Annotated in this window: 24 protein-coding genes; 13 read left to right on the top strand and 11 right to left on the bottom strand. The window is 49.4% G+C overall.

Annotation, left to right across the window (positions count from 1 at the left end; genetic code table 11):
• Position 1 precedes the first annotated feature (1 nt).
• Both gluQRS and ACVLR6_RS01170 read left to right on the top strand, forming a co-directional pair.
• Positions 2 to 922, top strand: coding sequence for a tRNA glutamyl-Q(34) synthetase GluQRS (gene gluQRS / locus ACVLR6_RS01175; protein WP_286423298.1), 921 nt, complete (start codon positions 2 to 4; stop codon positions 920 to 922).
• 51 nt (positions 923 to 973) lie between these two features.
• Entirely contained in the window at positions 974 to 1,234 is a 261-nt protein-coding gene (locus tag ACVLR6_RS01170; RefSeq protein ID WP_005181597.1) for a zinc-ribbon domain-containing protein, read from the top strand.
• Here the strand turns inward: ACVLR6_RS01170 and ftsW are convergent.
• The 5 genes from ftsW to ACVLR6_RS01145 form a co-directional block, all read right to left on the bottom strand.
• A complete protein-coding gene (gene ftsW / locus ACVLR6_RS01165) occupies positions 1,223 to 2,419 on the bottom strand; it encodes a putative lipid II flippase FtsW (protein WP_160243608.1) in 1,197 nt (398 codons plus the stop codon). The genes ACVLR6_RS01170 and ftsW overlap by 12 nt on opposite strands.
• Positions 2,420 to 2,433: 14 nt before the next feature.
• Positions 2,434 to 3,786 (bottom strand): UDP-N-acetylmuramoyl-L-alanine--D-glutamate ligase, encoded by a 1,353-nt coding sequence (murD, locus tag ACVLR6_RS01160; RefSeq protein ID WP_168382005.1) that lies wholly within the window; start codon positions 3,784 to 3,786, stop codon positions 2,434 to 2,436.
• A 154-nt stretch (positions 3,787 to 3,940) separates the two neighbouring features.
• Positions 3,941 to 4,189, bottom strand: a complete 249-nt coding sequence (locus tag ACVLR6_RS01155; RefSeq protein ID WP_016659699.1) for a DUF6587 family protein — start codon at positions 4,187 to 4,189, stop codon at positions 3,941 to 3,943.
• 25 nt (positions 4,190 to 4,214) lie between these two features.
• The gene (feoB, locus tag ACVLR6_RS01150; RefSeq protein ID WP_005181591.1) at positions 4,215 to 6,068 is read right to left on the bottom strand and encodes a ferrous iron transporter B; all 1,854 of its coding nucleotides are present in this window, start codon (positions 6,066 to 6,068) and stop codon (positions 4,215 to 4,217) included.
• Positions 6,065 to 6,325: a FeoA family protein gene (locus tag ACVLR6_RS01145; RefSeq protein WP_005181588.1), complete on the bottom strand. Its 261-nt coding sequence runs from the start codon at positions 6,323 to 6,325 to the stop codon at positions 6,065 to 6,067. The genes feoB and ACVLR6_RS01145 overlap by 4 nt, the downstream gene beginning before the upstream one ends.
• Positions 6,326 to 6,493: 168 nt before the next feature.
• Between ACVLR6_RS01145 and xerD the strand changes: the two genes are divergently transcribed.
• From xerD to thrC, 4 genes are all read left to right on the top strand, one after another.
• Positions 6,494 to 7,411 (top strand): site-specific tyrosine recombinase XerD, encoded by a 918-nt coding sequence (gene xerD, locus ACVLR6_RS01140; protein WP_005181586.1) that lies wholly within the window; start codon positions 6,494 to 6,496, stop codon positions 7,409 to 7,411.
• 97 nt (positions 7,412 to 7,508) lie between these two features.
• Complete coding sequence (locus ACVLR6_RS01135; protein ID WP_455995673.1) at positions 7,509 to 8,321, top strand: thioredoxin fold domain-containing protein; 813 nt, start codon at positions 7,509 to 7,511, stop codon at positions 8,319 to 8,321.
• Positions 8,322 to 8,443: 122 nt separating this feature from the next.
• Entirely contained in the window at positions 8,444 to 9,748 is a 1,305-nt protein-coding gene (locus ACVLR6_RS01130; protein WP_016659702.1) for a homoserine dehydrogenase, read from the top strand.
• A gap of 57 nt (positions 9,749 to 9,805) precedes the next feature.
• Complete coding sequence (thrC, locus tag ACVLR6_RS01125; protein ID WP_005181581.1) at positions 9,806 to 10,951, top strand: threonine synthase; 1,146 nt, start codon at positions 9,806 to 9,808, stop codon at positions 10,949 to 10,951.
• Positions 10,952 to 11,044: 93 nt separating this feature from the next.
• On the opposite strand, the gene ACVLR6_RS01120 is transcribed toward thrC, so the two are convergent.
• Complete coding sequence (locus ACVLR6_RS01120) at positions 11,045 to 12,127, bottom strand: serine hydrolase (RefSeq protein WP_127799456.1); 1,083 nt, start codon at positions 12,125 to 12,127, stop codon at positions 11,045 to 11,047.
• Positions 12,128 to 12,344: 217 nt separating this feature from the next.
• On the opposite strand from ACVLR6_RS01120, the gene gacA reads away from it, so the two are divergent.
• The 3 genes from gacA to ACVLR6_RS01105 all read left to right on the top strand — a co-directional run bounded on the left by gacA (position 12,345) and on the right by ACVLR6_RS01105 (position 15,990).
• Entirely contained in the window at positions 12,345 to 12,980 is a 636-nt protein-coding gene (gene gacA, locus ACVLR6_RS01115; protein WP_005181577.1) for a response regulator transcription factor GacA, read from the top strand.
• A gap of 14 nt (positions 12,981 to 12,994) precedes the next feature.
• Positions 12,995 to 14,563, top strand: coding sequence for a sensor histidine kinase (locus ACVLR6_RS01110; RefSeq protein WP_104489117.1), 1,569 nt, complete (start codon positions 12,995 to 12,997; stop codon positions 14,561 to 14,563).
• Positions 14,564 to 14,634: 71 nt separating this feature from the next.
• Positions 14,635 to 15,990, top strand: coding sequence for a sigma-54-dependent transcriptional regulator (locus ACVLR6_RS01105; protein WP_171526345.1), 1,356 nt, complete (start codon positions 14,635 to 14,637; stop codon positions 15,988 to 15,990).
• Positions 15,991 to 16,006: 16 nt separating this feature from the next.
• On the opposite strand, the gene ACVLR6_RS01100 is transcribed toward ACVLR6_RS01105, so the two are convergent.
• From ACVLR6_RS01100 to lptF, 4 genes are all read right to left on the bottom strand, one after another.
• Positions 16,007 to 17,176, bottom strand: coding sequence for a S41 family peptidase (locus tag ACVLR6_RS01100; RefSeq protein ID WP_005181572.1), 1,170 nt, complete (start codon positions 17,174 to 17,176; stop codon positions 16,007 to 16,009).
• A gap of 23 nt (positions 17,177 to 17,199) precedes the next feature.
• Entirely contained in the window at positions 17,200 to 18,747 is a 1,548-nt protein-coding gene (gene gpmI, locus ACVLR6_RS01095; protein ID WP_005181570.1) for a 2,3-bisphosphoglycerate-independent phosphoglycerate mutase, read from the bottom strand.
• A gap of 118 nt (positions 18,748 to 18,865) precedes the next feature.
• Positions 18,866 to 19,936 carry an LPS export ABC transporter permease LptG gene (gene lptG, locus ACVLR6_RS01090; RefSeq protein WP_455995671.1) on the bottom strand — a complete coding sequence of 357 codons (1,071 nt, stop codon included), beginning with the start codon at positions 19,934 to 19,936 and terminating at the stop codon, positions 18,866 to 18,868.
• 1 nt (position 19,937) lies between these two features.
• Positions 19,938 to 21,038, bottom strand: coding sequence for an LPS export ABC transporter permease LptF (gene lptF / locus ACVLR6_RS01085; RefSeq protein ID WP_005181567.1), 1,101 nt, complete (start codon positions 21,036 to 21,038; stop codon positions 19,938 to 19,940).
• A gap of 158 nt (positions 21,039 to 21,196) precedes the next feature.
• Here lptF and ACVLR6_RS01080 point away from each other — a divergent pair, with 158 nt between their 5' ends.
• The 4 genes from ACVLR6_RS01080 to ACVLR6_RS01065 all read left to right on the top strand — a co-directional run bounded on the left by ACVLR6_RS01080 (position 21,197) and on the right by ACVLR6_RS01065 (position 24,116).
• Positions 21,197 to 22,645, top strand: coding sequence for a leucyl aminopeptidase (locus tag ACVLR6_RS01080; RefSeq protein WP_455995669.1), 1,449 nt, complete (start codon positions 21,197 to 21,199; stop codon positions 22,643 to 22,645).
• Complete coding sequence (locus ACVLR6_RS01075; RefSeq protein ID WP_455995667.1) at positions 22,638 to 23,045, top strand: DNA polymerase III subunit chi; 408 nt, start codon at positions 22,638 to 22,640, stop codon at positions 23,043 to 23,045. The genes ACVLR6_RS01080 and ACVLR6_RS01075 overlap by 8 nt, the downstream gene beginning before the upstream one ends.
• A 23-nt stretch (positions 23,046 to 23,068) precedes the next feature.
• Positions 23,069 to 23,689 (top strand): cell division protein BlhA, encoded by a 621-nt coding sequence (blhA, locus tag ACVLR6_RS01070; protein ID WP_455995665.1) that lies wholly within the window; start codon positions 23,069 to 23,071, stop codon positions 23,687 to 23,689.
• A 208-nt stretch (positions 23,690 to 23,897) separates the two neighbouring features.
• Positions 23,898 to 24,116, top strand: a complete 219-nt coding sequence (locus ACVLR6_RS01065) for a hypothetical protein (RefSeq protein WP_075174917.1) — start codon at positions 23,898 to 23,900, stop codon at positions 24,114 to 24,116.
• 77 nt (positions 24,117 to 24,193) lie between these two features.
• Here the strand turns inward: ACVLR6_RS01065 and ACVLR6_RS01060 are convergent, their stop codons facing one another.
• Positions 24,194 to 24,745 (bottom strand): VTT domain-containing protein, encoded by a 552-nt coding sequence (locus ACVLR6_RS01060; protein ID WP_455995663.1) that lies wholly within the window; start codon positions 24,743 to 24,745, stop codon positions 24,194 to 24,196.
• Between the last annotated feature and the right edge of the window lie 69 nt (positions 24,746 to 24,814).

Below are 24,814 nucleotides of genomic sequence, written 5' to 3'. Positions count from 1 at the left end.
CATGTCTATTCGTAATCCCTCCCTGCCCCTCCCTTTGATAAAGGGAGGGAAAGCTGAAGAGAATTACGTGGGCCGGTTTGCGCCATCGCCAACCGGCCCTTTGCATTTTGGTTCCCTCATTACCGCGGTGGCCAGTTATTGCGATGCCAAGGCCCAGCATGGGCGCTGGCTGGTCCGTATTGAAGACACTGACATTCCCCGTATTTATCCCGGCAGTGAAGCGCATATCCTGCGTTCTTTAGATGCCTTTCAGTTCGAGCCGGATGGCGAGATTCTGTTTCAAAAAGACCGTTTGGCCATTTACGAAGACATTCTTGAGCAACTCGCCGAGCAAGGCTGGGTCTATGCCTGTCAGTGCACGCGTAAAATGCTCGGTTCCAATCATATTTATGCTGGCACCTGCCGCAATCTGCAACTCCCCTTTGCACAGCAGGCCATCCGCCTGAAAGTGACCGATACAGACATCTGCTTTGAAGACCGCTTGCAGGGCCGGCATTGCTCCAACCTGCAGCAGGATCTGGGTGATTTTGTCTTAAAACGCCGTGACGGGATTATTAACTATCAACTGGCCGTGGTGGTCGATGACTATCTGCAAGGCATTACCGATGTGGTCCGCGGCGCAGACCTCTTGGACAATACCGAACGGCAAATCTGGCTTGGGCGGGTGCTGGGCTATCCGGAACTGCGCTATCTGCATTTGCCGCTGGCCATGAATGATCAGGGGCAAAAACTCTCCAAGCAGAACCTGGCCCAGCCGCTGGATTTAAATCAGGCTCCTCTGCTATTACAAAAGGCGCTCACGGCTTTGCACCAACCCCCGGTAGTTTTAGACACCCCGGCACGTATGCTGCAGCAAGCCATTGCCCAGTGGTCAATTGACGCCATTCCACATACAACTCAGCTACAGGGCAGCTACGCATAACTACACAATTTGCGCTAATCTAGAAAAAAATAACTGCAAGATGGGATTACTATGTTTTTTATTTTCGGGATTGGTCCAAAAACCAAAGTGCTGGAGAAAAACCAGTTTGTCTGTCCGGTCTGTCGCACCCGCACCAGCTATGAACTGAAGCAGCAGCGCAATTATTTTTCCTTATTTTTTATTCCTTTAATTCCGCTGTCCAAAGCCAAAGGCAGCTTTGTCAAATGTCTGAACTGTAAAACGGAAATGCCAAGCACGGTGTTGCACCATGCTCAGCCAGATCCATTTCAGCAGAGCAATCTAGAAGCTTGATTCCTCACGGCTTGGATTGGTCTGCTGGGTAGTACTTTCAATCTTTAGAATCAGACTGACCATCACCGCACACATAATTAGTGATGAACCACCATAACTAATGAATGGCAGGGTCAACCCTTTGGTCGGCAACATGCCCATGTTCATGCCGGCATTCACCAGAATCTGTAACAGGAAGATGATGCTGATCCCATAAGCCAGATAACCGGCACGCAAGTACTGATGACGCAAGGCACGATGACCAATGCGAATACAGCAGACCAGCATAGTGAAAGACAGACTTAGCACCACCAGAATACCCAAAAAGCCAAATTCTTCGCCGAGTACCGCCAGCATAAAGTCAGTATGTGCTTCCGGTAGATAGGACATTTTCTGGATACTATGCCCCAAACCCACCCCGGCCCATTCACCACGGCCAAAAGCCATTAAAGCATTTGACAGCTGATAACCGGCCCCGAGCGGATCATTCCACGGGTTAGAGAAAGACATTAAACGTTCAAAACGATAGGGTTCAAACACCACCAGGAAGGTAAACGCGCCCAGCATTGCACCCAAGGCAATCCCGAACTGAATCAGCGGCGCACCGGCCAGGAAGAACACGCCAAGCATGGTCAGTGCAATCACCACAGTCGCACCCAAATCCGGTTCTGCCGTAATCAGGCCCACAGTCGCCGCCATAATCACTGCCAGCCGTACCAGACCTTTAATATTATTACGCACTTCTTCGGCACGACGTACCACGTAGTCGGCGGTAAAAATCGCCATCATCACCTTGGCCACTTCTGAAGCCTGCAAGGTAAACCCGGCCACCCGAATCCAGCGTTTGGAACCATTGACTTCGGTACCGACCACCAGTACTGCAATCAGCAAGGCAATGGTAATAATCCATAAAAAGAAGGTGTTATTGAACCAGAGGTTTAAGGGAACTTTATACACGGTATAGGCGGCAATTAGCGCTACCGCAATTGAAATACCATGCCGCAGTACATAATGGAAGGCATTTTCATGCATACGCTCGGCATAGGGCATTGAGGCAGACGCCACCATAATCGAGCCGATACAGAGCAAGGCCAATACGCTAAAAATGAGCACATTGCGTACATTCACTTCGGCCGGTAACCGCGGTAACCAGCGCTCATAGACCTGATTGATTTTATTGATCGTTGTCTGAGCAAAGCCAGCCATATCCCAAATCCTTATTATTCTTGACCAAGTTCGTTGACATAAGCCACGAACTGACGACCACGTTCCGGATAGCCCGAGAACATATCAAAACTTGCACATGCAGGTGACAATAACACGACATCCTGCGGCTGGGTATGCTGCTGGCACAGTGTGACCGCCTGTTGCAGACTGTCGGCATGGAGCAGCGTGGTAGTGCCCTGTACCGCCGCTTCAATCAGCGCAGCATCTTCACCAATCAACACTGCCAGTTTGGCGTATTGACTGAGCGCCTGACGCAGTGCCTTAAAGTCCTGGCCTTTGCCCTGCCCGCCTAAAATAATGGCCACCTGACCACCATACGGCTGAATTGCTGCACCCAAGCCTTCCAGTGCCGCAAGGGTGGCACCAATATTGGTGCCTTTGGAGTCGTTATAATAACGCACGCCTGCGACCTCTTTGACGAATTCACAGCGATGCTCCAGACCTTTAAAGCTTTTTAAGGTGTTCAGCATGCTGTCCATCGGCAGGCCAATCGCTTCACCCAGCGCCAGACAGGCCAAGGCATTGGCAATATTATGCGTACCCTGAATATACATGTCGCTGCTTTTCAGCAGACGTTCACGGCCACGCGCCAGCCAAATGGTGCCATCTGTTTCTTTTAAAATACCAAACTGGTTGATATCTGGGGCATTCAGACCAAAGCTCTGCATAGGGGTGGTATCTGGCACCAGTGGACGGGTCAGTGCATCATCACGGTTATACACCACCTGTTTCACACCCTGGAAAATACGGTGTTTGGCGGTGTGATAACCGAGCATGTCACCATGACGGTCCAGATGGTCTTCACTCATGTTCAGCACCACCGCCACTTCAGCATTCAGGTTTGAAGTGGTTTCTAACTGAAAGCTGGAAAGTTCCAGAATATACAGCTCCGGATCATCTTTGGTTAAATCCAGCGCTGGACGGCCCAGATTGCCTCCAACCGCGACCTTCTTACCAGCATCGGCAGCCATCAGGCCAATTAGCGTGGTTACAGTACTTTTGGCATTGGAGCCGGTAATGGCCACAATTGGCTTGTCGGTAGCACGGCGCAAAATCTGGATTTCACTGACCACCGGAATGCCCTGTGCCATTGCCGCCTGAATTTCTGGCAGTTTTGGATCAAGCCCCGGACTGATGATAATTTCTTCAGCAGACAACAGCAGTTCCTGGTCAAACTGGCCAAAACTGGTCTGAACCTCGGCCGGAATCTGGTCATAGCCGGGGGGTGTCGCTCGAGAGTCTGTTACGGCAACGCGGTAGCCCTGATCATGCAAGAAGTTGACTGCTGCAACACCTGAAATGCCAAGACCTGCCACAACTTTTAATCCACCGCGTTGTATTAACATTTGAGCTCCATCAATGATTTGGATTTTAAACTGCGGAAATGTTAGCACTTTGGGGTTTTGAATGCTTTTTCTGTTTGCAGTTTCTGGAAAAAATTTTGTGTCAGTGCGTAAAAAAGCCGTCATAGAGATGACGGCTTTTTTGATGCTCAAGGGCTTACTTCCACTTGACCCCTTGTACTTCAGTTTTCTTGCTGGCCTGCTCCGACACCGGACAATCACAGCCACCGCCACAACCGGCAGCCATTTTCGGTCTGAACCATTTGCCCAGCGTGTGCCAGCCTTTTGCCGTACAGGCATCCGACAACTTCAGAAAGACTGAATTTGAAGTCTTCGGGAATACCTTTTTGAAGACCACCAGCGTGCTCCACATCACCAATACCGCCACAATCAATACTTCAATCATTTCAGTCTCCTTTTTTTGTTTCGGCTTAAGCCAACAGGTTGGATGCAATCTGATAGGTCAGGAATGACATCAAATAGGCCAGACCAAACAGATACACGGTCATAAAGCCCACTGTTTTCCACGATGCCGTTTCACGGCGTACCGTGGCCAGCGTCGCCAGACAGTGCGGCGCATAAATAAACCAGACCAGTAGCGATAAACCGGTCGCCAATGACCAGCCCAAGTCACCACCGCTGCTGATGATGCTGGCCAGACCATCGGCCATGGCATCTTCATCCCCTGACAGGGCGTAAATGGTACCCAGTGCTGCCACCACCACTTCACGGGCTGCCATTGCTGGAATCAAGGCAATACAGATCTGCCAGTTAAAGCCCAGTGGGGCAAAAATTGGCTGCATGATATGGCCCAGCATCCCGGCAAAGGTATAATCAATCGCCGGCATGGTCGCGCCTTCTGGCGGCTGCGGGAAGGTACACAGGAACCAGAGCAGAATCGACAGGGCAAAGATGATGCCACCAACCCGTTTCAGGAAGATTCGGGCGCGATCCAGCAACCCAATCCAGACGTTTTTGATGTCCGGGAAACGGTAACTTGGCAGTTCCATCAACAGCATGTGATCGGATTTGTCTTTCTGGAAAAACTTCAGCACAAAAGACACGCCCAGCGCACTTAAAATACCAGCCATATACAGCGCAAACAGCACCAGACCCTGCAGGTTAAACAGGCCCCATACCGTTTGTTCCGGAATAAAGGCAGCAATTAACAGCGCATACACAGGTAAACGTGCGGAACAGGTCATCAGCGGTGCCACAAAAATAGTGGTTAAACGGTCACGCGGGTCGCTAATACTGCGCGTTGCCATAATCCCCGGAATCGCGCAGGCAAAGCTGGACAGTAACGGAATAAAGGCACGGCCACTTAAACCGGCTTTAAACATCAGTTTATCCAGCAAGAATGCAGCGCGCGGTAAATAACCGGATTCTTCCAGCATCAGAATAAAGAAGAACAGAATCAGAATTTGCGGCAGGAACACCACCACACCACCGGCGCCGGCAATAATCCCGTCCACCACCAGACTGTTCAGTAAAGGATGGGCAATACTGCCACCAATTACTTCACCCAGCCAGCCAAAGAAGGTTTCAATCCCGTCCATAAATGGGGCTGCCCAGGCAAAGACCGCCTGGAAAATGATAAACATCATGACCGCCAGACTGACCAGACCCAGCACCGGATGCAGGAACACCTTATCGAGGAAATCGGAACGTTTATCTTCCTGATCGACGTATTGCACCACATCATTCAGCAGGGTTTCGACCTTCTGATGGGCATCGCCTTTCAGACCGGTCAATTCGGTATGTGGCAGCGCATATTTACCCTGATCCAGCGCATTCATCAGGTTTTCAATCCCGGAACGGCGCACGGCCACGGTTTCTACCACCGGCACACCGAGGCGCTCAGACAGTTTCTGGGTGTTGATCTGCATGCCACGACGACGCGCTTCGTCCATCATGTTCAGCACCAGCAACATTGGACGACCCAGTTCAATCATTTCCAGTACCAGACCCAGATGCAGCTTCAGATTGGTGGCATCAACCACACACAGGAAAGCATCCTGCTGGCCTTCTTCTGCCAGTTTGCCCTGTACCACATCACGGGTAATGGCTTCATCCGGGCTGGCAGCATTCAAGCTATAAGTGCCAGGTAAATCCAGCACCCGTACCGGCTTGCCTGAAGGTAAATTAAAATGACCGACTTTACGTTCGACCGTTACGCCAGCATAGTTGGCAACTTTCTGGCGTGTACCAGTTAAATGGTTGAATAATGAGGTTTTACCGCAGTTAGGATTCCCTACAAGGGCAATACGTAAGGCATCACTCATGTAGTGACTCCATCTTCAATTTCAATTTTCTCTGCTTCATTTTTGCGTAAGGCAAAACGGGTAAAACCGACCTGAATCAGAATCGGATCCCCGCCAAAAACACCTTTGGTAATGACCTGAACGCGCGTGCCCGGCACAAACCCCAATGTTTCCAGACGGCTGGCCACCAAGTCATTGTGTGACTCGCCCCCCTCATCCTGCCGGATAATCTGGCGGATAATGGCCGTCTGCTTTACCTTTAACTCTGATAAACGCACTGTGAAATTCCTAAGCTCTTTTAAATAGTATACAAACAAATGAGAATAATTAACAAATAAGGATTGATTACGTTTCCGTTCTTATATCACATCGACAGCCCGGAAAAATTACTCTACATTGGAGAATTCCAATGATCTTGATCGAATTCTTAAATTAAAGTGATCCACATGCTCAATAAAAAGCCCCGCATTCCTGCACCTGTCACCATTCCGGAACATTTAAGCTATTTGCAGGGCTTTCGCGATCATCTGGTAGCACAAACCGTCAGTCCACATACCCGCAATGCCTATCTGTCCGACTTAATGTTATGCAGTGCCTGCGTGCCCAGTTCGATGCTGGACTGGAGTCATGATGATATTTCCGATGTCCTGATTGAATTGACCAAACAGCAAAAAAGCCCACGTTCGATTGCCCGCTGCCTATCGGCCTTAAGGGCTTTTTATAAATTTCTGCGTGAACAGAAACTGCGCGCCGACAATCCGGTCGCCGCACATAAAACCCCAAAACTGGGCCGGGCCTTGCCCAAAGATCTGTCCGAAGCCGATGTTGAAGCGCTAATTCAGGCACCGGATGTCAATACAGCGCTGGGCCTGCGTGACCGGGCCATGTTTGAAGTGCTGTATGCCTGTGGGTTACGGGTGTCTGAATTGCTGAATTTACGTCTGGAGCTGATTAACCTGAAACAGGGTTATTTGCGCATTGTCGGCAAAGGCAATAAAGAACGTCTGGTGCCTTTAGGCCAGGTCGCCTGTGAATGGGTAGAACACTATCTGCAAGAGGCGCGGCCGCAGCTATATAAAACCAGCACCGATTATTTATTTCTGACCCAGCATGGCGGCATCATGAGCCGGCAGAACTTCTGGTATGCGATTAAACGCTATGCACTACAGGCCGGGATTCAGGCCGAATTATCGCCGCATACCTTACGCCATGCCTTTGCCACGCATCTGCTCAATCATGGCGCGGACCTGCGCGTGGTGCAAATGCTGCTGGGGCATAGCGACCTGTCGACCACACAAATTTATACCCATGTCGCGCAGATTCGCATGCAGCAGCTGCACGCGACCCATCATCCTCGCGCTTAACCGCACTGCCGAAATACGACCAAGAAGTTTTCGATCGGTCATTTTTTTTTGTTATGCTAGCCTCCTTGTTTTTATATCGATAAGAAAAGGGTTAGCAATGACATTTACCCGCGCGAAAATTGTAATGGCCATGACACTTGCTGCAGGCCTGGGCCTGACGGCATGCTCGAGCAATAATGATGAGAAAAAACAAACCACGCTTACGGCCAGTGCACCGGCAACCGGGGAAGCCTCTACCCTTTCTGAACGTAATGCCCAGCAGCGTCTGGTCAAAACCCTGGAACAGCATTTTAAAACTGCTGGCATTCAGGCCAAAATCACGGAAGTTAAAACCACGGAAGTTCCCAATCTGTACTGGGTCAGCCTGGAAGGCATGTCTGCGGTCTATGCCACCAGCGATGGCAAATACATTTTCCAGGGTGATGTGATCCGTTTAGGCGACAAACAGCTACATAACGTCGGTGAGAGCCTGCAAGCCGGCACCAATAAACAGATTTTTGCCAGCCTGAAAGAGCAGGATCTGCTGATCTATAAAGCCAAGGGCGAAACCAAACACGTCACTTATGTGTTTACCGATGTCAGCTGTCCATACTGCCACAAGCTGCATGAACATATGGATGAGCTGAACAGCAAAGGCATTGAAGTGCGCTATATTGCCTGGCCACGTGGTGAACAGTTTATTCCGGCCATGGAAAGCGTCTGGTGTAGCCAAGACCGCCATGCGGCTTTTGATCAGGCCATTGCCGGTGCTGAACTGCCTGCCGCGAGCTGCAAAACGCCAGTACGTGAACACTATCAGCTGGGTCTGAATATTGGGGTGAACGGTACACCGGCAATCTATAGTGCAGACGGGGTTTACCTTGGTGGTTATCTGTCGCCAAGCGAATTGCTGAAGCGTTTAAATAACTAATTTTAATGGGTTAAATTACTGTTTTTTATAGATCAAGAGAAAGTGATTTCTACGCTAGAGTCTTCAGCTTTTTTTAGCTATGATCTAAGCTCGCTTAAAATTGATTAAATATGGAGTGTGACGTGAAACCAGTTCGTCTGGCAATCCTCGGTCTTGGTACTGTGGGTGGTGGTGCCCTTAAACTATTAAAAGAAAATGCTGCTGAGATTAAACGTCGCACCGGTCGTGAAATTGAAATTACCTATGTCGGCACCCGTCGTCCGCGTCCAGACCTGAACCTGCCAGAAACGGTCAAACAAAGCTCGGATCTGCTGGATATCGTGCGTCAACCGGATGTAGATGTCGTGGTTGAAGTCATGGGTGGGATTCATCCTGCATATGAAGTCATTATGGAAGCGATGAAACACGGCAAACATATTGTCACCGCAAACAAGGCCTTGCTGGCTGAACACGGCAACGAACTGTTTAAAGCCGCGGATGATCATGCCGTTCAGATCGCTTATGAAGCTGCGGTAGCTGGTGGTATTCCAATCATCAAGGTGATTCGTGAAGGTCTGGCCGCGAACAAGATTGAATGGCTGGCGGGTATCATTAACGGTACCGGTAACTTCATCTTAAGCGAAATGCGTGAAAAAGGCCGTGCCTTTGCCGATGTGCTGAAAGAAGCGCAAGAGCTGGGTTATGCCGAAGCCGATCCAACCTTCGACGTTGAAGGTATTGATGCAGCACACAAGCTGACCATTCTGGCCTCATGTGCATTTGGTATTCCGCTGCAATTTGACAAGGTGTATACCGAAGGCATTAGCAAAATTACCGCGCAAGATGTCAAATATGCCGAAGATTTAGGTTTCCGCATCAAGCATTTAGGGATTGCACGCCGTACCGATGCCGGTATTGAACTGCGTGTGCATCCAACCCTGATTCCTGAAGAAGAACTGATTGCCAATGTGAATGGCGTAAAAAATGCAGTGCTGGTGCAGGCCAATGCAGTCGGTCCAACCCTGTATTATGGCGCCGGTGCCGGTGCAGGCCCAACCGCTTCAGCAGTGGTTGCTGACGTGGTCGATATTGTCCGTGACATCTCCTATACCGAAGATGGTGCAGGGACAATTCCGCAACTGGCCTTCGAAGCCTTAACCGACTTGCCAATTTTAAGCCGTGAACAGATGACCACGGGTTACTATATTCGCATTAATGCCGAAGACCAGACCGGTGTACTGGCCGATGTCACCACCATTTTAAGCCGTGCCGGTATCAGTATTGATGCCATCATGCAGCAATCTCGCTTAAAAGACCTTATTCCTATCGTGATTCTGACTGACCCAGTTCAGGAATCAAAAATGGATGAAGCGTTACAACAAATTCAAGCTTTGCCTGTGATTCATGGCGAAATTGTACGAATTCGTTTAGAATCGCTTGATAATTAATCGGGTCAAGGGGAATATTTCCCCTTGCCAAGCTCTACACACAATTGGAACATCATCATGTCGAATGCCAATCGTTATACTGGTTTAGTTGACCGTTATCGTGACCGTTTACCAGTGTCTGCAACTACACGTGCAATCTCTCTCGGTGAAGGGAATACCCCGCTAATCAAGCTTGAGAACATTCCACGTATTATTGGCAAGAACGTTGAAATTTATGTGAAGTATGAAGGCTTAAACCCGACAGGTTCATTTAAAGACCGTGGTATGACCATGGCCGTAACCAAAGCGGTTGAAGAAGGTTCAAAAGCCATTATCTGTGCCTCCACCGGTAACACTTCTGCAGCGGCAGCAGCCTATGCAGCGCGTGCTGGTATCAAAGCGTTTGTCTTAATTCCTGAAGGCAAAATTGCCATGGGTAAAATGGCACAGGCCATGATGTACGGTGCCATCACCATGCAGATTCGCGGTAACTTTGACGATGGTATGCGTCTGGTGAAAGAAGTGGCCGATCAGGCTCCTGTAACCATCGTAAACTCGATCAACCCGTACCGTCTGCAAGGTCAAAAGACCATTGCCTACGAAATCGTGGATGAACTCGGCCGTGCCCCAGACTACCACTGCCTGCCAGTTGGTAACGCGGGCAATATTACTGCACACTGGATGGGTTATACCGAAGCTGTGGCTAACCAGCCTGCAGACCAGTTTGAACAAGTGGTGTATGATGCGGCAACGGATGCCTTTACTGGTCCAAAACCGGAAGGTTTACCAGTTATGGTCGGTTATCAAGCCTCTGGCGCTGCGCCATTCTTACGTGGTGCGCCAGTTGAAAACCCGGAAACTGTAGCCACTGCAATCCGTATTGGTAACCCGCAAAGCTGGAACCATGCCAAAGCTGTAGTTCGTGATTCACAAGGCTGGTTCGATGAACTGACCGATGCAGAAATTCTGGAAGCTCAGCGCATGCTGTCCATGTACGAAGGCGTGTTTGTTGAGCCTGCATCTGCAGCATCCATTGGCGGCGCGATGCGTGACATTAAAGCCGGTAAAATTGCAGAAGGTTCAGTAATTGTATGTACTGTTACTGGTAACGGTCTGAAAGACCCAGACACTGCAATGAAACAGTGCCAGGATGCGGTGATGCTGTCGATTGACGCTACCATGGATCAGGTTCGTGATTCTATCCTTTCAAACATGGATCAATAATTCCAGTTTGAAACAAAAATCCCTGCTCATGCAGGGATTTTTTTTATGGCTGAGGTTTTAAGTTCTGCACGATTTCGCACAGAACAGTTCAGCTTAAATCCGTTTTGGTAACTGGCTGGTCCAGGACATTAAACGGGTGGCATCGTTATTACGCGCCTGGGTATTGCTGGCCCCTAAAATAATCACCACCGCCGGACGTGAATTTAAAGTGGTGTGCATCACCAGACAACGCCCTGCTTCATTAATAAAGCCGGTTTTAGACAGGTTAATATTCCAGCCACCATTACGCACCAGCGAATTGGTATTGTTCGATTTCAGCACCCGATAACCTAGGTTAAAGTCATAGCTTGGCGTGGTCGAAAACTGGCGAATCAGGCCATATTGTGACGCGGTACTGACCAGAATACCTAAATCACGCGCCGATGATACATTGCGTGGGTCCAAACCGGTCGATTCGGTAAAGCGGGTCGAATGCATGCCCAGCTCACGCGCTTTGTTGTTCATGGCAGCCACGAACGCGCTGCGTCCACCTGGATAGGTACGCGCCAGCGCTGCTGCGGCCGGGTTTTCTGATTTCATTAAGGCAAATAATAAGGCTTCAGCACGGTTCATCTTGTCGCCCACACGCAGGGTCGAACTCGAGTTCTTGCCTGCTGCACCGGCAAAATCAATCTGCTGCAAGGTAATTTGCTCAGACATATTTAAACGCGCATCCGCCGTCACTACCGCAGTCATCACTTTGGTAATTGAAGCAATCGGCAACGCGGTATTGGTATTTTTACTGTACAGCACTTCACCGGTATTGGCATCCATCACCAGTGCGGCACGTGCGTTCACAGTGGGCTGGTTGCTATAGGATGCAGTATCCAGAATCGGGCTGGTTCTACTGACCGTGCTGGCGGGCGCCGGTGTGCTGGAACTGCGTACCGTGGTGGTAATTTTGGTTGAGCCTTGTGGTGACGGTTCCACCACCTGCTCGGTCACAGAAGTCGTGGCGGTGGTCATCACATCGCCATTCAGCAGCTGATTGGCCTCTTCAGATGACCAGCTTAGCGTTGCCTGGGCGTTACTCCCCGAGGAAGGGTTCATGACGATTTCAGCAGTACTGACTGAACTCATGCCGAGCAGAACCGATGCTCCCAGCACATGCATTAATAACTTCTTAGAATTTTTCACTATTGCTTACTCAACTCAGGGAGGTAAGATACATTTGCGTATTACCTCAAATATGCCTTACATTTACAACACAGCACGGAACCAATTTTAGCCTCCGACATTGTGCAGAATTTTTCACTTTAGGTTAAGAATAGGATGGCCAATTTTGTCGGTTGATTGCAAGCTAATTTTGCTATATGTAACAAAAAAGATGATTTTAGTGAGAGGGAGAGTCTAGGTGATCACAGTTTTAGTGGTAGATGATCATGAATTGGTTCGTACCGGCATCTGCCGTATGCTCGAAGACCACACCGATGTTCAGGTCATTGGACAAGCTGAATCTGGGGAAGAAGCCATTAATCTGGTGCGCCAGCATCATCCCAATGTGGTCCTGCTTGACGTGAACATGCCGGGCATTGGCGGGGTGGAAACCACGCGCCGTTTATTACAGACTGCCCCGGAAACCAAGGTATTGGCGGTCAGTGGTCTGGCCGAAGAACCCTATCCCTCTTTATTGCTCAAAGCCGGCGCCAAAGGCTATATCACCAAAGGTGCACCTGTCTCGGAAATGGTGCGTGCCATTAAAAAAGTCATGCAGGGCGGTAAATATTTTAGTGCCGATATTGCCGAGCAACTGGCCAGTTCCTACCTGTCAGACACCCAGCAATCACCGTTCGACAGCCTGTCGGAACGTGAAATGCAGGTGGCAATGATGGTGGTGAACTGTATTAGCGCGCAGGAAATTGCTGACAAGCTGTTCGTCAGCGTGAAAACCGTAAACACCTATCGCTACCGTATTTTTGAAAAACTGAATATCGACAGTGATGTCAAACTGACCCATCTGGCCATTCGCTACGGATTAATTAAACCTTAAGCGGTTTATGCCTCATGGATATCCGCCGTACGCAAGCTGAACTGAACCAGTACCATCTCGGGCTATGGTACGGGGCGTATCGGCTGATAATTGCCTTCTGTTTGCTGCTGATTTATTTACTCACCACTCAAACTCTCAATCATGATTATCAGCATCCACGGCTGTATGCCGCCAGTCTGGTGCTGTATTTTATTTTTAGCTGTGCCCAGCTGCTGTATTTTCGCTATGTCCGGCACAGGATTCCGCTACAACTCACGCTGATTTTCAGTGTTGATGTACTGGTGCTCAGCAGCCTGACCTTTGCGCTGGATGGACCGAGCCTGCATTTAAGCCTGCTGTTTGTGATTGCGATTTTCGCCGCGACGTTATTGCTGGAAAAAAGCAAGGCGCTGTTCATTACCCTGGTGGCAATGATTTGTGTCACCTATCAGCATTTTGTTGGCACATTACTGGATTTTTCCTCTCTGGATCGCATCGGGCAAAGTGCCCTGCTCTCGTTCCTGTTTTTTATTATTTACCGTTTTGGCCAGATTGCCGTCCGCCGTTTCCAGATTCTGGAACACCTGAACTTTTCCCAGTCACTGGAACTGAACCGGCTGAAGAATATTAACCGCTATATTCTGGAACAGACCGATATGGGTTATCTGGTGCTGGATGAAAACTGCCATATTATGGTCAGTAATCCGGCCGCCTGCCATTTGCTCGGCATCAATCCACTGTATGCTTTTGACAAATATCCGCTGTATAAAGTGCAACCCGACCTGTTTCAATTATTGCAATTTGACCAGCTCTCTAACGGCGAAAAATTCCAGTTTGAATCACAGCTGAGTCATTTCCTGATCCAGATTCAGGTACAAAAGCTGGTGGTGCCGCAGCAGACCTTAACCTTGCTGGTGCTGCAGGATGCACGGCAAATTAACCAGCGTGTGCAGCAACTGAAACTGGCAGCACTGGGCCAGCTTTCGGCCAGTATTGCCCATGAAATCCGTAATCCGCTGGCGGCCATTGTCCAGGCCAATCGCCTGCTGGCTGGCAGCGATACCGATCAGCAGCAGATGCTGAGCCAGATGATTGACAAGCAGTCGCAGCGCATTGACAAGATCATTGATGACACCCTGAGCATGGTGAAAAATAAGGAAACCACACCGGTGCAGATTGATCTGGCGCGTTTTATTCCGCAGCTGATCCAGGATGATCTGGCCGATCTGGCCAGCCAGATTCAGGTCAGCCAGCCCGAACCTCTGCAGATTCTGTTTGATGAATCCCAGCTGCGTCAGGTGCTGATTAACCTGATCCGTAATGCCCAGCGCCACAATGCGCCGGATCATCCGATTGAACTGCAACTTTATCGCCAGCAGGACACGGTCTATATGGATGTCAAAGATTATGGCAGCGGCGTGGCTTCACATGATATTCGCTACCTGTTTCAACCATTTTTTAGTACCGAAATTAGCGGAACTGGTTTAGGATTATACTTATCACATAGTTTCTGCGAAGCCAATCGGGCCAAGCTGCGCTATGTAGAACAAAAACAAGGAGCATGTTTCAGGATTGAATGCTCACCTGTTGACGTAAATAAATAGTTTTTTGGGGAAGTTTAGTGGAACAACCACTCGTTCTCTTCGTCGATGACGAGGAAGATTTATGCACGCTCATGCAAATGACATTGGCGCGCATGGGGATTCAAACACACGTGGCACACCGGCTGGAGCAGGCACGGCAGTTGCTGTCCAGTCATCACTATGATGCCTGCATCACCGATCTGAATTTACCTGATGGCAATGGCCTGCAGCTGGTCGAGCTGATTGCCCAGCATTTTCCGCAGCTGCCGGTTGCGGTGCTGACGGCCTATGGCAATATGGAAATTGCCATTGCCGCGCTCAAAGCCGGAGCCTTTGATTTTGTCAGCAAACCGATTAACCAGAAACACCTCGAACAATTGCTGGAAAAAGCACTGAATCAGCCGCTGTTTAAAGCACATAGCCAGGAAGCGGACCAGCTGGAACAGCGGATGCTGATCGGGCAATCTCTGCCAATTCAGCAACTACGCACCACCCTGAAAAAAATTGCCCGCTCGCAGGCACCGGTGTTTATTAGCGGTGAATCAGGCACCGGGAAAGAAGTGGTGGCCAATCTGGTGCATCGCCTCAGCAACCGCAGTGACGGGCCTTTTATTGCCATCAACTGTGGCGCGATTCCGGGCGATTTGATGGAAAGCGAATTCTTCGGCCATAAAAAAGGCAGCTTTACCGGTGCAGCGCAGGACAAACAGGGCCTGATTCAGTCAGCACACGGCGGTAGCCTGTTTCTGGATGAAATTGCCGAACTGCCGCTCAATATGCAGGTAAAACTGCTGCGCGCGGTGCAGGAAAAACGGATTCGTCCGGTCGGTTCCGATACGGAAATTGATGTTGATTTCCGGATTATTAGTGCCAGCCATCAGGACCTGGAAGCGTTAGTCCAGCAAGGCCGGTTCCGTCAGGATCTGTTCTTCCGGATTCATGTGATGGATATTGTGTTGCCACCGCTACGTGAGCGTGGTCAGGATATTTTATTGCTGGCCCAGCATTTTATTCAGAAAATTGCCCAGGAATGGGATATACACAGCAAAACCCTGTCAGAACGTGCCCAGCAGTTTTTGCTGGAACAGTATTATCCGGGTAATGTGCGTGAGCTACGCAATATCATTGAACGCGCCATGACCTTGAGTGATGATGATGTGATTGATCTGCCACATCTGCAGACCGCACCCTTACGCAAAATGGCACCGCTGGCCGAGCCAGAAGCTGACCCGGCAACACCGGTTACAGCTGATGCCCTGCCCGCTGCTCCGCGTAAACTGCCGGAAGAAGGACTGGAGCTGTTTCTGGAGAAAATCGAAAAAGAGATTTTGCTGAATGCACTGAATCTGACCCATTGGAACCGGACCCTGGCTGCGAAAAAACTGGGGATGTCGTTTCGTTCCCTGCGTTATCGGCTGAAGAAATTCGGACTGGATACCGATGAATAAGGTGCGAACCCTGCGCCTATTTATGACTTAACAGCAGCTCTGCAACATGGTCCAGATAATTGTCTTCTTTCATATCCTGTTGCAGTGCATAGCGCTGGTTCGGTTCAATCCCGACCCCTTCAATCATTTTGCCTTGCGGGGTGTAATAGTGAGAAACCGTCATTTGTAAGGCGGTGCCATCTGACAGCGGAAACAGCTTCTGTACCACCCCTTTGCCATAACTTTTTTCACCAATCACCCAGGCACGGCCATGATCTTTTAAGGCGGCAGTAAACACTTCTGCAGCTGAGGCCGAACGCTGGTTAATCAGCACACCGACCTTTAGATTCTGGAATTCAAAACTCGGTAAAGCCTGAAATTGCTGGTCGCCTTCAGCGCGGCTTTTGGTAGAAACAATCACGCCCTGATTCAAGAACAGATCGGCCGATTCGACTGCCGAGGACAGCAAACCGCCCGGGTTATTGCGCAGGTCAAACAGTACCGCCTTTAGCCGTGGTGTGCTGTACTGTTCGATCAGTTCCTTGATTTCATTGGCAGTATCTTGCTGGAAGACTTTGACTTTAATCAGTAGTACCTGATTACTCAGCATCTGCGCCTGAATATCGGTTTCGACTTTTCTGTTGCGTACCAGACGAATCGGCTGCGCGCTTGCGGTCAGTTGCAAGGTGATATTGGAGCCAACCGCGCCCATCAACAAGGCATTGACCTGATCCTGATTGAGCTTTTGCAGTTCCTGATTGTCGATTTTAAAAACCGAAATACCATTACGCAGGCCTTGTTTGGCCGAGTCGGCATCGGGTCTTAAATTATGAATCTGCCATTGATGCTGCTGGGCATCGTAACGTAAATTAAAATCGACCGAGGCCAGATCGCCTTCGGTATATTGCACCAAGGCACGGTAATCTTCGGCATTCAGATAACGCGAATACTGGTCCAGTCCGGAAACCAGACCTTGAATGGCTTGAGCAAACAAAGCTTCGTCACTTTTTTCCGTGACATAATTGGCTTTGACCAGCCCATAAATTTTGACAAACTGCTGGATCGATTCGACCGGCACTTCAACATAGTCCTGCTCGGTAGTTTCTTCCAGTGCAAGCGGATCTTGATCTTCTGCCGCCCAGACAGGCAGGTTCACACACATCATCAATGTTGTTGCAACAAGCATGCGTTTCCAGTGTGGAACCATCCTTTCACCTATCTGTTGGCAGTTTATGGAGTCAGGGTAATTAAATTACGCCCTTGCATTTCTGCAGGAATTGGCAGTTGCATCAGACTCAGTAAAGTCGGTGCCACATCGGCTAGAACACCACCCTCTGCAATCACCGCCTGGGTCGGGCCGGCATAAATAAACGGCACCAGCTCGGTAGTATGCTGGGTATGGACCTGACCACTGTCATAGTCCTGCATCTGCTCGACATTACCATGGTCGGCAGTAATCAGCATATGACCCTGCTTGGCCATTACAGCTTCATACACACGGCCCAGACAGGTATCCACTGCTTCTACCGCTTTCACCGCTGCATCAAACACACCGGTATGACCCACCATATCGCCATTGGCATAGTTGACCACCAACAAGTCATATTCACCTGAATTGATCGCTGCCACCAGCTCATCTGTCACTTCATACGCGCTCATTTCTGGCTTGAGATCATAAGTTGCTACATTTGGTGATGGAATCAGAATGCGCTTTTCGCCCGGATATTCATCTTCACGGCCGCCACTAAAGAAGAAGGTCACGTGTGCATATTTTTCGGTTTCGGCAATACGCAGCTGGGTTTTACCCAGGTCTGACAGATATTCACCGAGCGAGTTTTTCAGTGCTTCTGGCATATAAGCCACAGGTGCATCAATGGTGGCCTGATAACGGGTCAGCATCACAAACTTGGCCAGCTGCGGCACCACTTTACGCTCAAAACCGGCAAAGTCGGTTTCCACAAAGGCTTTGGTCAGTTCACGGGCACGGTCTGCACGGAAGTTCATGAACACCACGCTGTCGCCATCCTGAATTGCCGCAACCTCACCAATACGGGTAGCTTTAACAAATTCATCGCTTTCATCGGCTGCATAAGCTGCGTCCAGACCAGCTACGGCGGTTGCTGCAGTACGGACTGCTTCACCTTCTGTTAACAGACGATAAGCCTGTTCTACACGGTCCCAACGGTTGTCGCGGTCCATGGCAAAATAACGGCCGATCATGCTGGCAATCCGGCCTTGGCCTGGATATTGGGCAAACAGGGCATCCAGTTTTTGCAAAGAGGGCTGCGCACTTTTTGGCGGAGTATCACGGCCATCCAGAAATGCGTGTAAATAAACAGTTGCACCACGTTTCAGCGCCAGCTCCGCCATTGCCACAATATGGTCTTCATGTGAGTGCACGCCACCTTCCGACAGCAGGCCCATTAAGTGCACGGCACCACCCGCAGCTTTGGCTTTCTCGACTGCATCGACCAGCACTTCATGTTCAAAGAAAGCACCGGTACGGATATCTTTGGTAATGCGGGTAAAGTCCTGATATAGCACACGGCCGGCACCTAGGTTCATATGGCCCACTTCGGAGTTACCCATTTGACCATCTGGCAGGCCCACATCTTCACCTGAACCTGAAATCAACCCATGCGGATGCTTTTCCTGCATAGCGGTCAAATTTGGACGTTGTGCCGCCAGGAACGCATTGTCCTCAACAGCTTCACGATGCCCAATACCATCCATAATGACCAGTACGTGAGGGATTTTGCCTGCAGTTGCATCCGTCATAGTTCACACTCTTTTAGTCTACAAATTAATCGCATATCTTACCGAATTTTCAGTTCGGACACCATGCACGGCTGATGGTTTCAACCGCGCCACACTATCGTTTTGTTCAATTGCCGGCTTATCGGGCACGTTGCAGCAGATAACCACCCACCACAAACATCAGAATAATCGGAATAAACACAAACCAGGCCGGAGATGGCGCATAAATCAGGCTGGCATAACCGAGGAAATCCTGTAAATAGAAGAAGCCCAGGCCGACAAACAAGGCAATCACCAGACGGAAACCCATCGACTGCTGGCGCAGCGGTCCAAAAATAAAGGAACAGGCAATCAGCACCAGCGCAATCAGGGCAAATGGAGAACCAACTTTTTGCCAGAAAGCCAACTGATAGCTTTTCGGCACCTGACTGTACTCATGCATATAGCTCATGAAGCTGACCAGCTGACTGGGTGATAAATCTTCCGGGTCGATGGTGACCATGTGTACATATTTTGGTTGCAAGGCCAGCGATAAAGGCTGCTTGGCCTGCTGATCAGCAATAGCATTGCCCTCTGGCAGAATGTCCATTTGGCGGCTGTTTTGCAGTGACCAGGCGCCATCTTCGACAAACTGGCCCTGTTCGGCATTTAAGGTACCGCGTAAGCGGAAGTTATCATCGAAGTCGATGACCTGAATATTCTTCAGTGTGCCCTGCGAGTTGGCATAGTCAATATAAATAAAGCGCTGCCCTTCGCGGGTCCAGTAGCCTTTGACTTCACCGAGTTCAGCCACGCTGCGATATTTCTTGACGCTTTCTGCGCGCTCGTTGGTATAGGGAATCACCCATTCACTTAAGGCAAAAGACAGCACCACCAGAATAAGCGCCGAACGCACCACCCAGCCGACAATCCGCCACAGGCTGATACCAGCGGCACGCATCACAATCAACTCACTGTTTGAAGCCAGCGTGCCCAGGCCCAGCACCGCGCCAATTAATGCGGCAATCGGGAGAATTTCATACAGATAACCGGGCGCACCCCAGAGCACATGCCATAAGGCATCCAGCGCGCCATAGCCTTCTTTTAGGGAACCGAGTTCACCCAGATAGGTAAATAATACCTGTAAGCCGGACAACACCGCGGTTGCCCCCAACATCGCCAGTGCGGTCGTTTTGGTCACATGCTTGGCCACTATACGACGTGCGAACATATTAAGACCTCACTCGCTGAATCTGTTTCTTGATTTTGGGTGCCAGTTTCTGTTTACGCGAGAACAGCGCCGCCGCAATGGCATAGACCATCAGCACCAGCGGATAGGCCCAGATACCCATTTCTTCTTTACTGATCCGGGTTTTGACCGCCATTAGCGCCACAATCAGGCTGGCAAAAATCAGCAGGGCCGGAAACAGTTTTAAATAACGTCCCTGACGCGGACTGACTTCTGATAAAGCCACCGCCAGCAGCAGCGCCACCAGAATTGAAAACGGTACGAAGATGCGCCAGCCCAGCTCACTGGCCACCACCGGGTCCTGACGGTTATCCCACAATTGCCCGATTGGCAGGGCTTCCACTTCGGTGCTCTGGAATTTGGCTTCTTGATCACTTTCCAGACGCAAACGATAGCTGGCAAATTCAGCCTGAGAATACTGCGGACGATCCGGATAAATTTCATAACGGCGCCCTTCGACCAGATCGACCACATTGGCCGGATCATTGGACAGTTCAATCCGGGTCGCCTCTTTGGCCAGAATCATGATATCCGGTTTGCCCGGACGGTCAGCACGCTGGTAGAAGAAAATATCTTTCAGATTACGCCGGTCTTCTGACAGGTCGCCGGCATAAATGGTATATGGCCCCGAAGAAATAAACTCTTTTGGCCGCACCAGATCGAAACCGGTACGGACCGCCTGATTGGTGGTCAATTCTTCAAACTGGCGAATCCCCCACGGTGCTGCCCAAACCATCAGCATGGCCTGCACCGCCAGAAATACCACCGTCATCGGGACTAATAAACGTGCCAGTTGGTTACGACTGACACCGCTGCCATTTAACACTGCCATTTCATGATCGACATAAAGCCGGCCAAACACCAGCATCAGGCCAATAAAAAAGCCCAGTGGCAAAATCAGGGTTAAAAATTCCGGCAGACGGTAGCCAATAATGCTAAACAGAATCCCCGCATCCAGACGCCCCTGTGCGGCGACGCCAAAATACTTGATCAGCCGGCCACCCATCATGATCAAGGTCAATAAGGCAATAACAACCAAGGATGTCGACACAACTTGCTTGACCAGATAACGCCGAATAATCAAATTAATGCTTCCAGAAAACGAGGGAATAAAACTAGCGATAGTTTACCCGAATGTTGAAAATATAAAACCTATACTGTTGTTTCACATTGAAACTCTATTCATGAAAATGTTTCAATGGTTTAATGATTTTAAAATTTTAAAAGGCCTATATAACGCATATGAAACTGACGATTCATCCGACATACCAAGACAATGTCACCGCAGCTGCTTTATTTATTCTGGTCGATGCCAATACCCTTCGTACAACCGCAGATCACTATAAAATCAAAAATTTAGATAGCATCACCCAGGCCGTACAATTTAAATCCGGCTTTAATGAAAGCTTAAGCCTGACAGCACAGGACAACTTGCCGGCATTCAGCCAGCTGATTGGCCTTGGTTCAAGCAGCGAATTACAGCCGGCTAAACTGGCCAAACTGGCGCAAACCATTGTAAAAACCGCACAGAAGAAATTTAGCAGTATTGCGGTAGATCTATCAGTCCTGCCACAAGAACTGCATTATATTTTTGCCTTGAGCCTGACCCAAGCCGCCTACGGTTTTGATGAATTTAAAACCAAAAAGAATGAATTTGTATTAGAGCAGATTCAATTGATTGCCACACAAAGCCCGTTAACTGCCCATCAGCTGAAATTTATTGAAGCGGTACATACTGGTCAGAATTTTGCCCGCGATTTAGGCAACCGTCCGGGGAACATCTGCTTCCCGGAATATCTGGCTGATCAGGCACTGGCACTGGCAGAAGAATTCCCGGATTTACTCAAAGTAACCGTGCTGAATGAACAGCATATGGCTGACCTGGGCATGGGTGCGTTCCTTGCGGTCAGCAAGGGTTCCGAGCGTCCGGGCCGCATGATTACCCTGGAATACAAGGCCAATCTTGAGCAGGCACCTATTGTACTGGTCGGTAAGGGTATTACCTTTGATACCGGCGGTATTTCCCTGAAACCGGGTGCTGGCATGGACGAAATGAAATTCGATATGTGCGGTGCAGCCTCAGTCTTGGGGACCGTACGTGCGCTGTGTGAATCACGCTTGCCGATTCATGTGGTGGCAGCCATTGCCGCAGCGGAAAATATGCCATCGGGCAAAGCCACCCGTCCGGGCGATATTGTCACCACCATGAGCGGTCAGACTGTCGAAATCCTGAACACCGATGCCGAAGGCCGTCTGGTGCTGTGTGATGCCCTGACCTATATCCAGCGTTTTAAACCGGCACTGGTCATTGACGTGGCGACCTTAACCGGTGCCTGTGTGATTGCGCTCGGTTCGGTGTTAACCGGTCTGTTCACACCAGATGATGAACTGGCACAGGAACTGACTCAGGCCGGCCAGCAGAGTTTTGACCGCGTATGGCGTATGCCGGTGATTGATGACTATCAGGAACAATTAGATTCACCTTTTGCCGATATTGGCAATATTGGTGGTCCAAAAGCCGGTTCTGTGACTGCAGCCTGCTTCCTGCAACGCTTTACTCGTGACTATCGCTGGGCGCATCTGGATATTGCCGGCACTGCCTGGAATTCAGGAACCCATAAAGGTGCAACAGGCCGTCCGGTACCGCTACTGATGCAATTCCTGGCCAACCGTGCAGAGCAGCATGGCTAAAGTCAGCTTTTATCTGTTTGAAAAAAGTCCTGAACGGCAAGTGGACAGCACTTGCCGTTTATGCCGGAAAATCCTGCGTGAACCACAGCGCATCTGGCTGTATAGCACAGACCCGGCATTGCAACGGGCGCTGGATGAACGGCTGTGGAGCTTTGATGCCGGCAGTTTTATTCCGCATGGTATTGATGAGCCTACGGCACAGGTCTGTATTTCAGCGCAGTTGCCAACTGAAAATGATTGGATTGTGTTTAATTTTAACGAACAGGCTCTTGAACAGTTCGCCAAATTTAGTCACATTATCGAAATCATTGAAAATCATGAAACCGCCAAACAGCTTGGCCGGGAAAAATATAAACAATATCGTCGTTTAGGCATTGAGCCGCAAACCCACAAATTATAGAACCACCCCAAAGGAGATGCAGCGTGGCATTAAATGTTGGTCCAGATTTTAAACAGCGCTGGTTAACTGCGCCTGAAGCTGTGCGTCAGACCTTTATTGATGACCTGCATCGGATTAGTGAGGTACTGCAACCGGACAGCGACCTAAAACGCTGGGTAGAGTACGATCAGCAGCAACAGCAACAGTCCTTTCAGAAAATTGATCAGGCCTATGCCGAACTGAAAATCCAGTTAATTGAAGAAGCGCGTATTCGCCGCCAGCAGATGCTGGAGCAACGTCTGGCCCAACAACGCGCCGATCAGGCCGCGTATGCGCAGGCTCTGTATCAGGATGAACTGCAACAGTTTGCCGCGCAGACCGAAACCCTGGCCATTTTACGCACCCAGCTGGATCAGGAGATTCTGGACTACACTGCGCGTTATCAAAAAAATCCGGAAAATGGTAGTTTCAATTTTGCCAAAGGCGTGCGTATTGCCGATGAACAGATTCTGTCGGAACTCGACAGTGTGCGGGTACGTCTGGAACTGGAAGCCGAAACCCGGATTGAAGAAGCAGTACAACAGTTCCGCAGCCAGCTACAAGCCGCTGCCCAGGAAGAAATTGAATATATTTTAAAACATTCCCAATTTTCCAAAGAGGCCTAAATGTCGGCCTTCTGGCGTGAAAAACCCGGTACGGTGTCAGTAAATGCAGATTTAAACCGGCCCATCTGAAAGATCAATCGGGTGTGAGGCAGAATTTCTCGCCCAAGTGTCATGAAAGTGAAATATTTTTGTCACAAGATAGTCATACTTTAAACAGCAGTACTGCTGCCTTTTAAAGTAAAAATTATTTTTATAATTAGGGTTTAAAATGGGTATCTTGACACAAATATCGAGCAAAATTGACCATCTGCATAGTGGTGAACAATGGCATATTACTGCTCAGGATTTATTAATCAGCCGTGCAGATTTCCAGTCGCTTTATATTTACCTGACCAAAGAAGCTAAAAAGGGTACATTTTCTTTGGCACCGGTTGCAGAAGCCAGTCCACGTTTAGGCGGCACTTCCGTCACAGTGATCAAGCACTAAGGTCAGCGAATTTCTCCCCGCAAGATAAAAGTCCACCCCGCGTGGGCTTTTTTGTACGTGCGGTTTTTCAGCACTGTTTATATTAAAAAAATATGACCCAGCCACGACAGGATATTGCCCAGACCGTAACCGATGGCCAATAAAGACACAATCCAGATAATGCCACCGGCAATGTTATAGGCCGTAAAGCTGGCGATGGGCATATGTCCGGAACCGGCAGCAAACGGTGCAAAAGAACGGACAAAAGGAATAAACCGTGCAATGAGAATGGTTTTACCGCCATGCTTCATAAAATAGCGGTTGGTTTTGACGATATATTCCGGTTTGAAATAACGCGAATGGTCATTAAAAAACTTCAGCCCCAAGACCTTGCCGGTATAGTAATTCACGCTATAGCCAAGAATAGAGGCCAGGCACAGTAAAATCGCCATATAGTGTAAATGCACCACATCGGTGGTTGAACATAAGGCGCCAATGGCAATCAGCAGACTGTCTCCCGGCAGGAAAAACATAAATACCGAACCGGTTTCCGCAAAGATAATTAAAAATAAAATTGCATAAATCCAGACCCCATAGTTGTTGAGCAACACAGGCAGCCACTGTTCAAAATTTAGCAAAAAATCAATCATCTACACTTAACCAACGTAAGTTACTCTGTTTCGCGCAGCCTGAATTATCGCTAAAAATAAAAAAACAGT

The sequence above is a fragment of the Acinetobacter sp. T63 genome (genome assembly GCF_053852345.1).
This window is presented reverse-complemented; position numbering and strand designations above follow the sequence as displayed.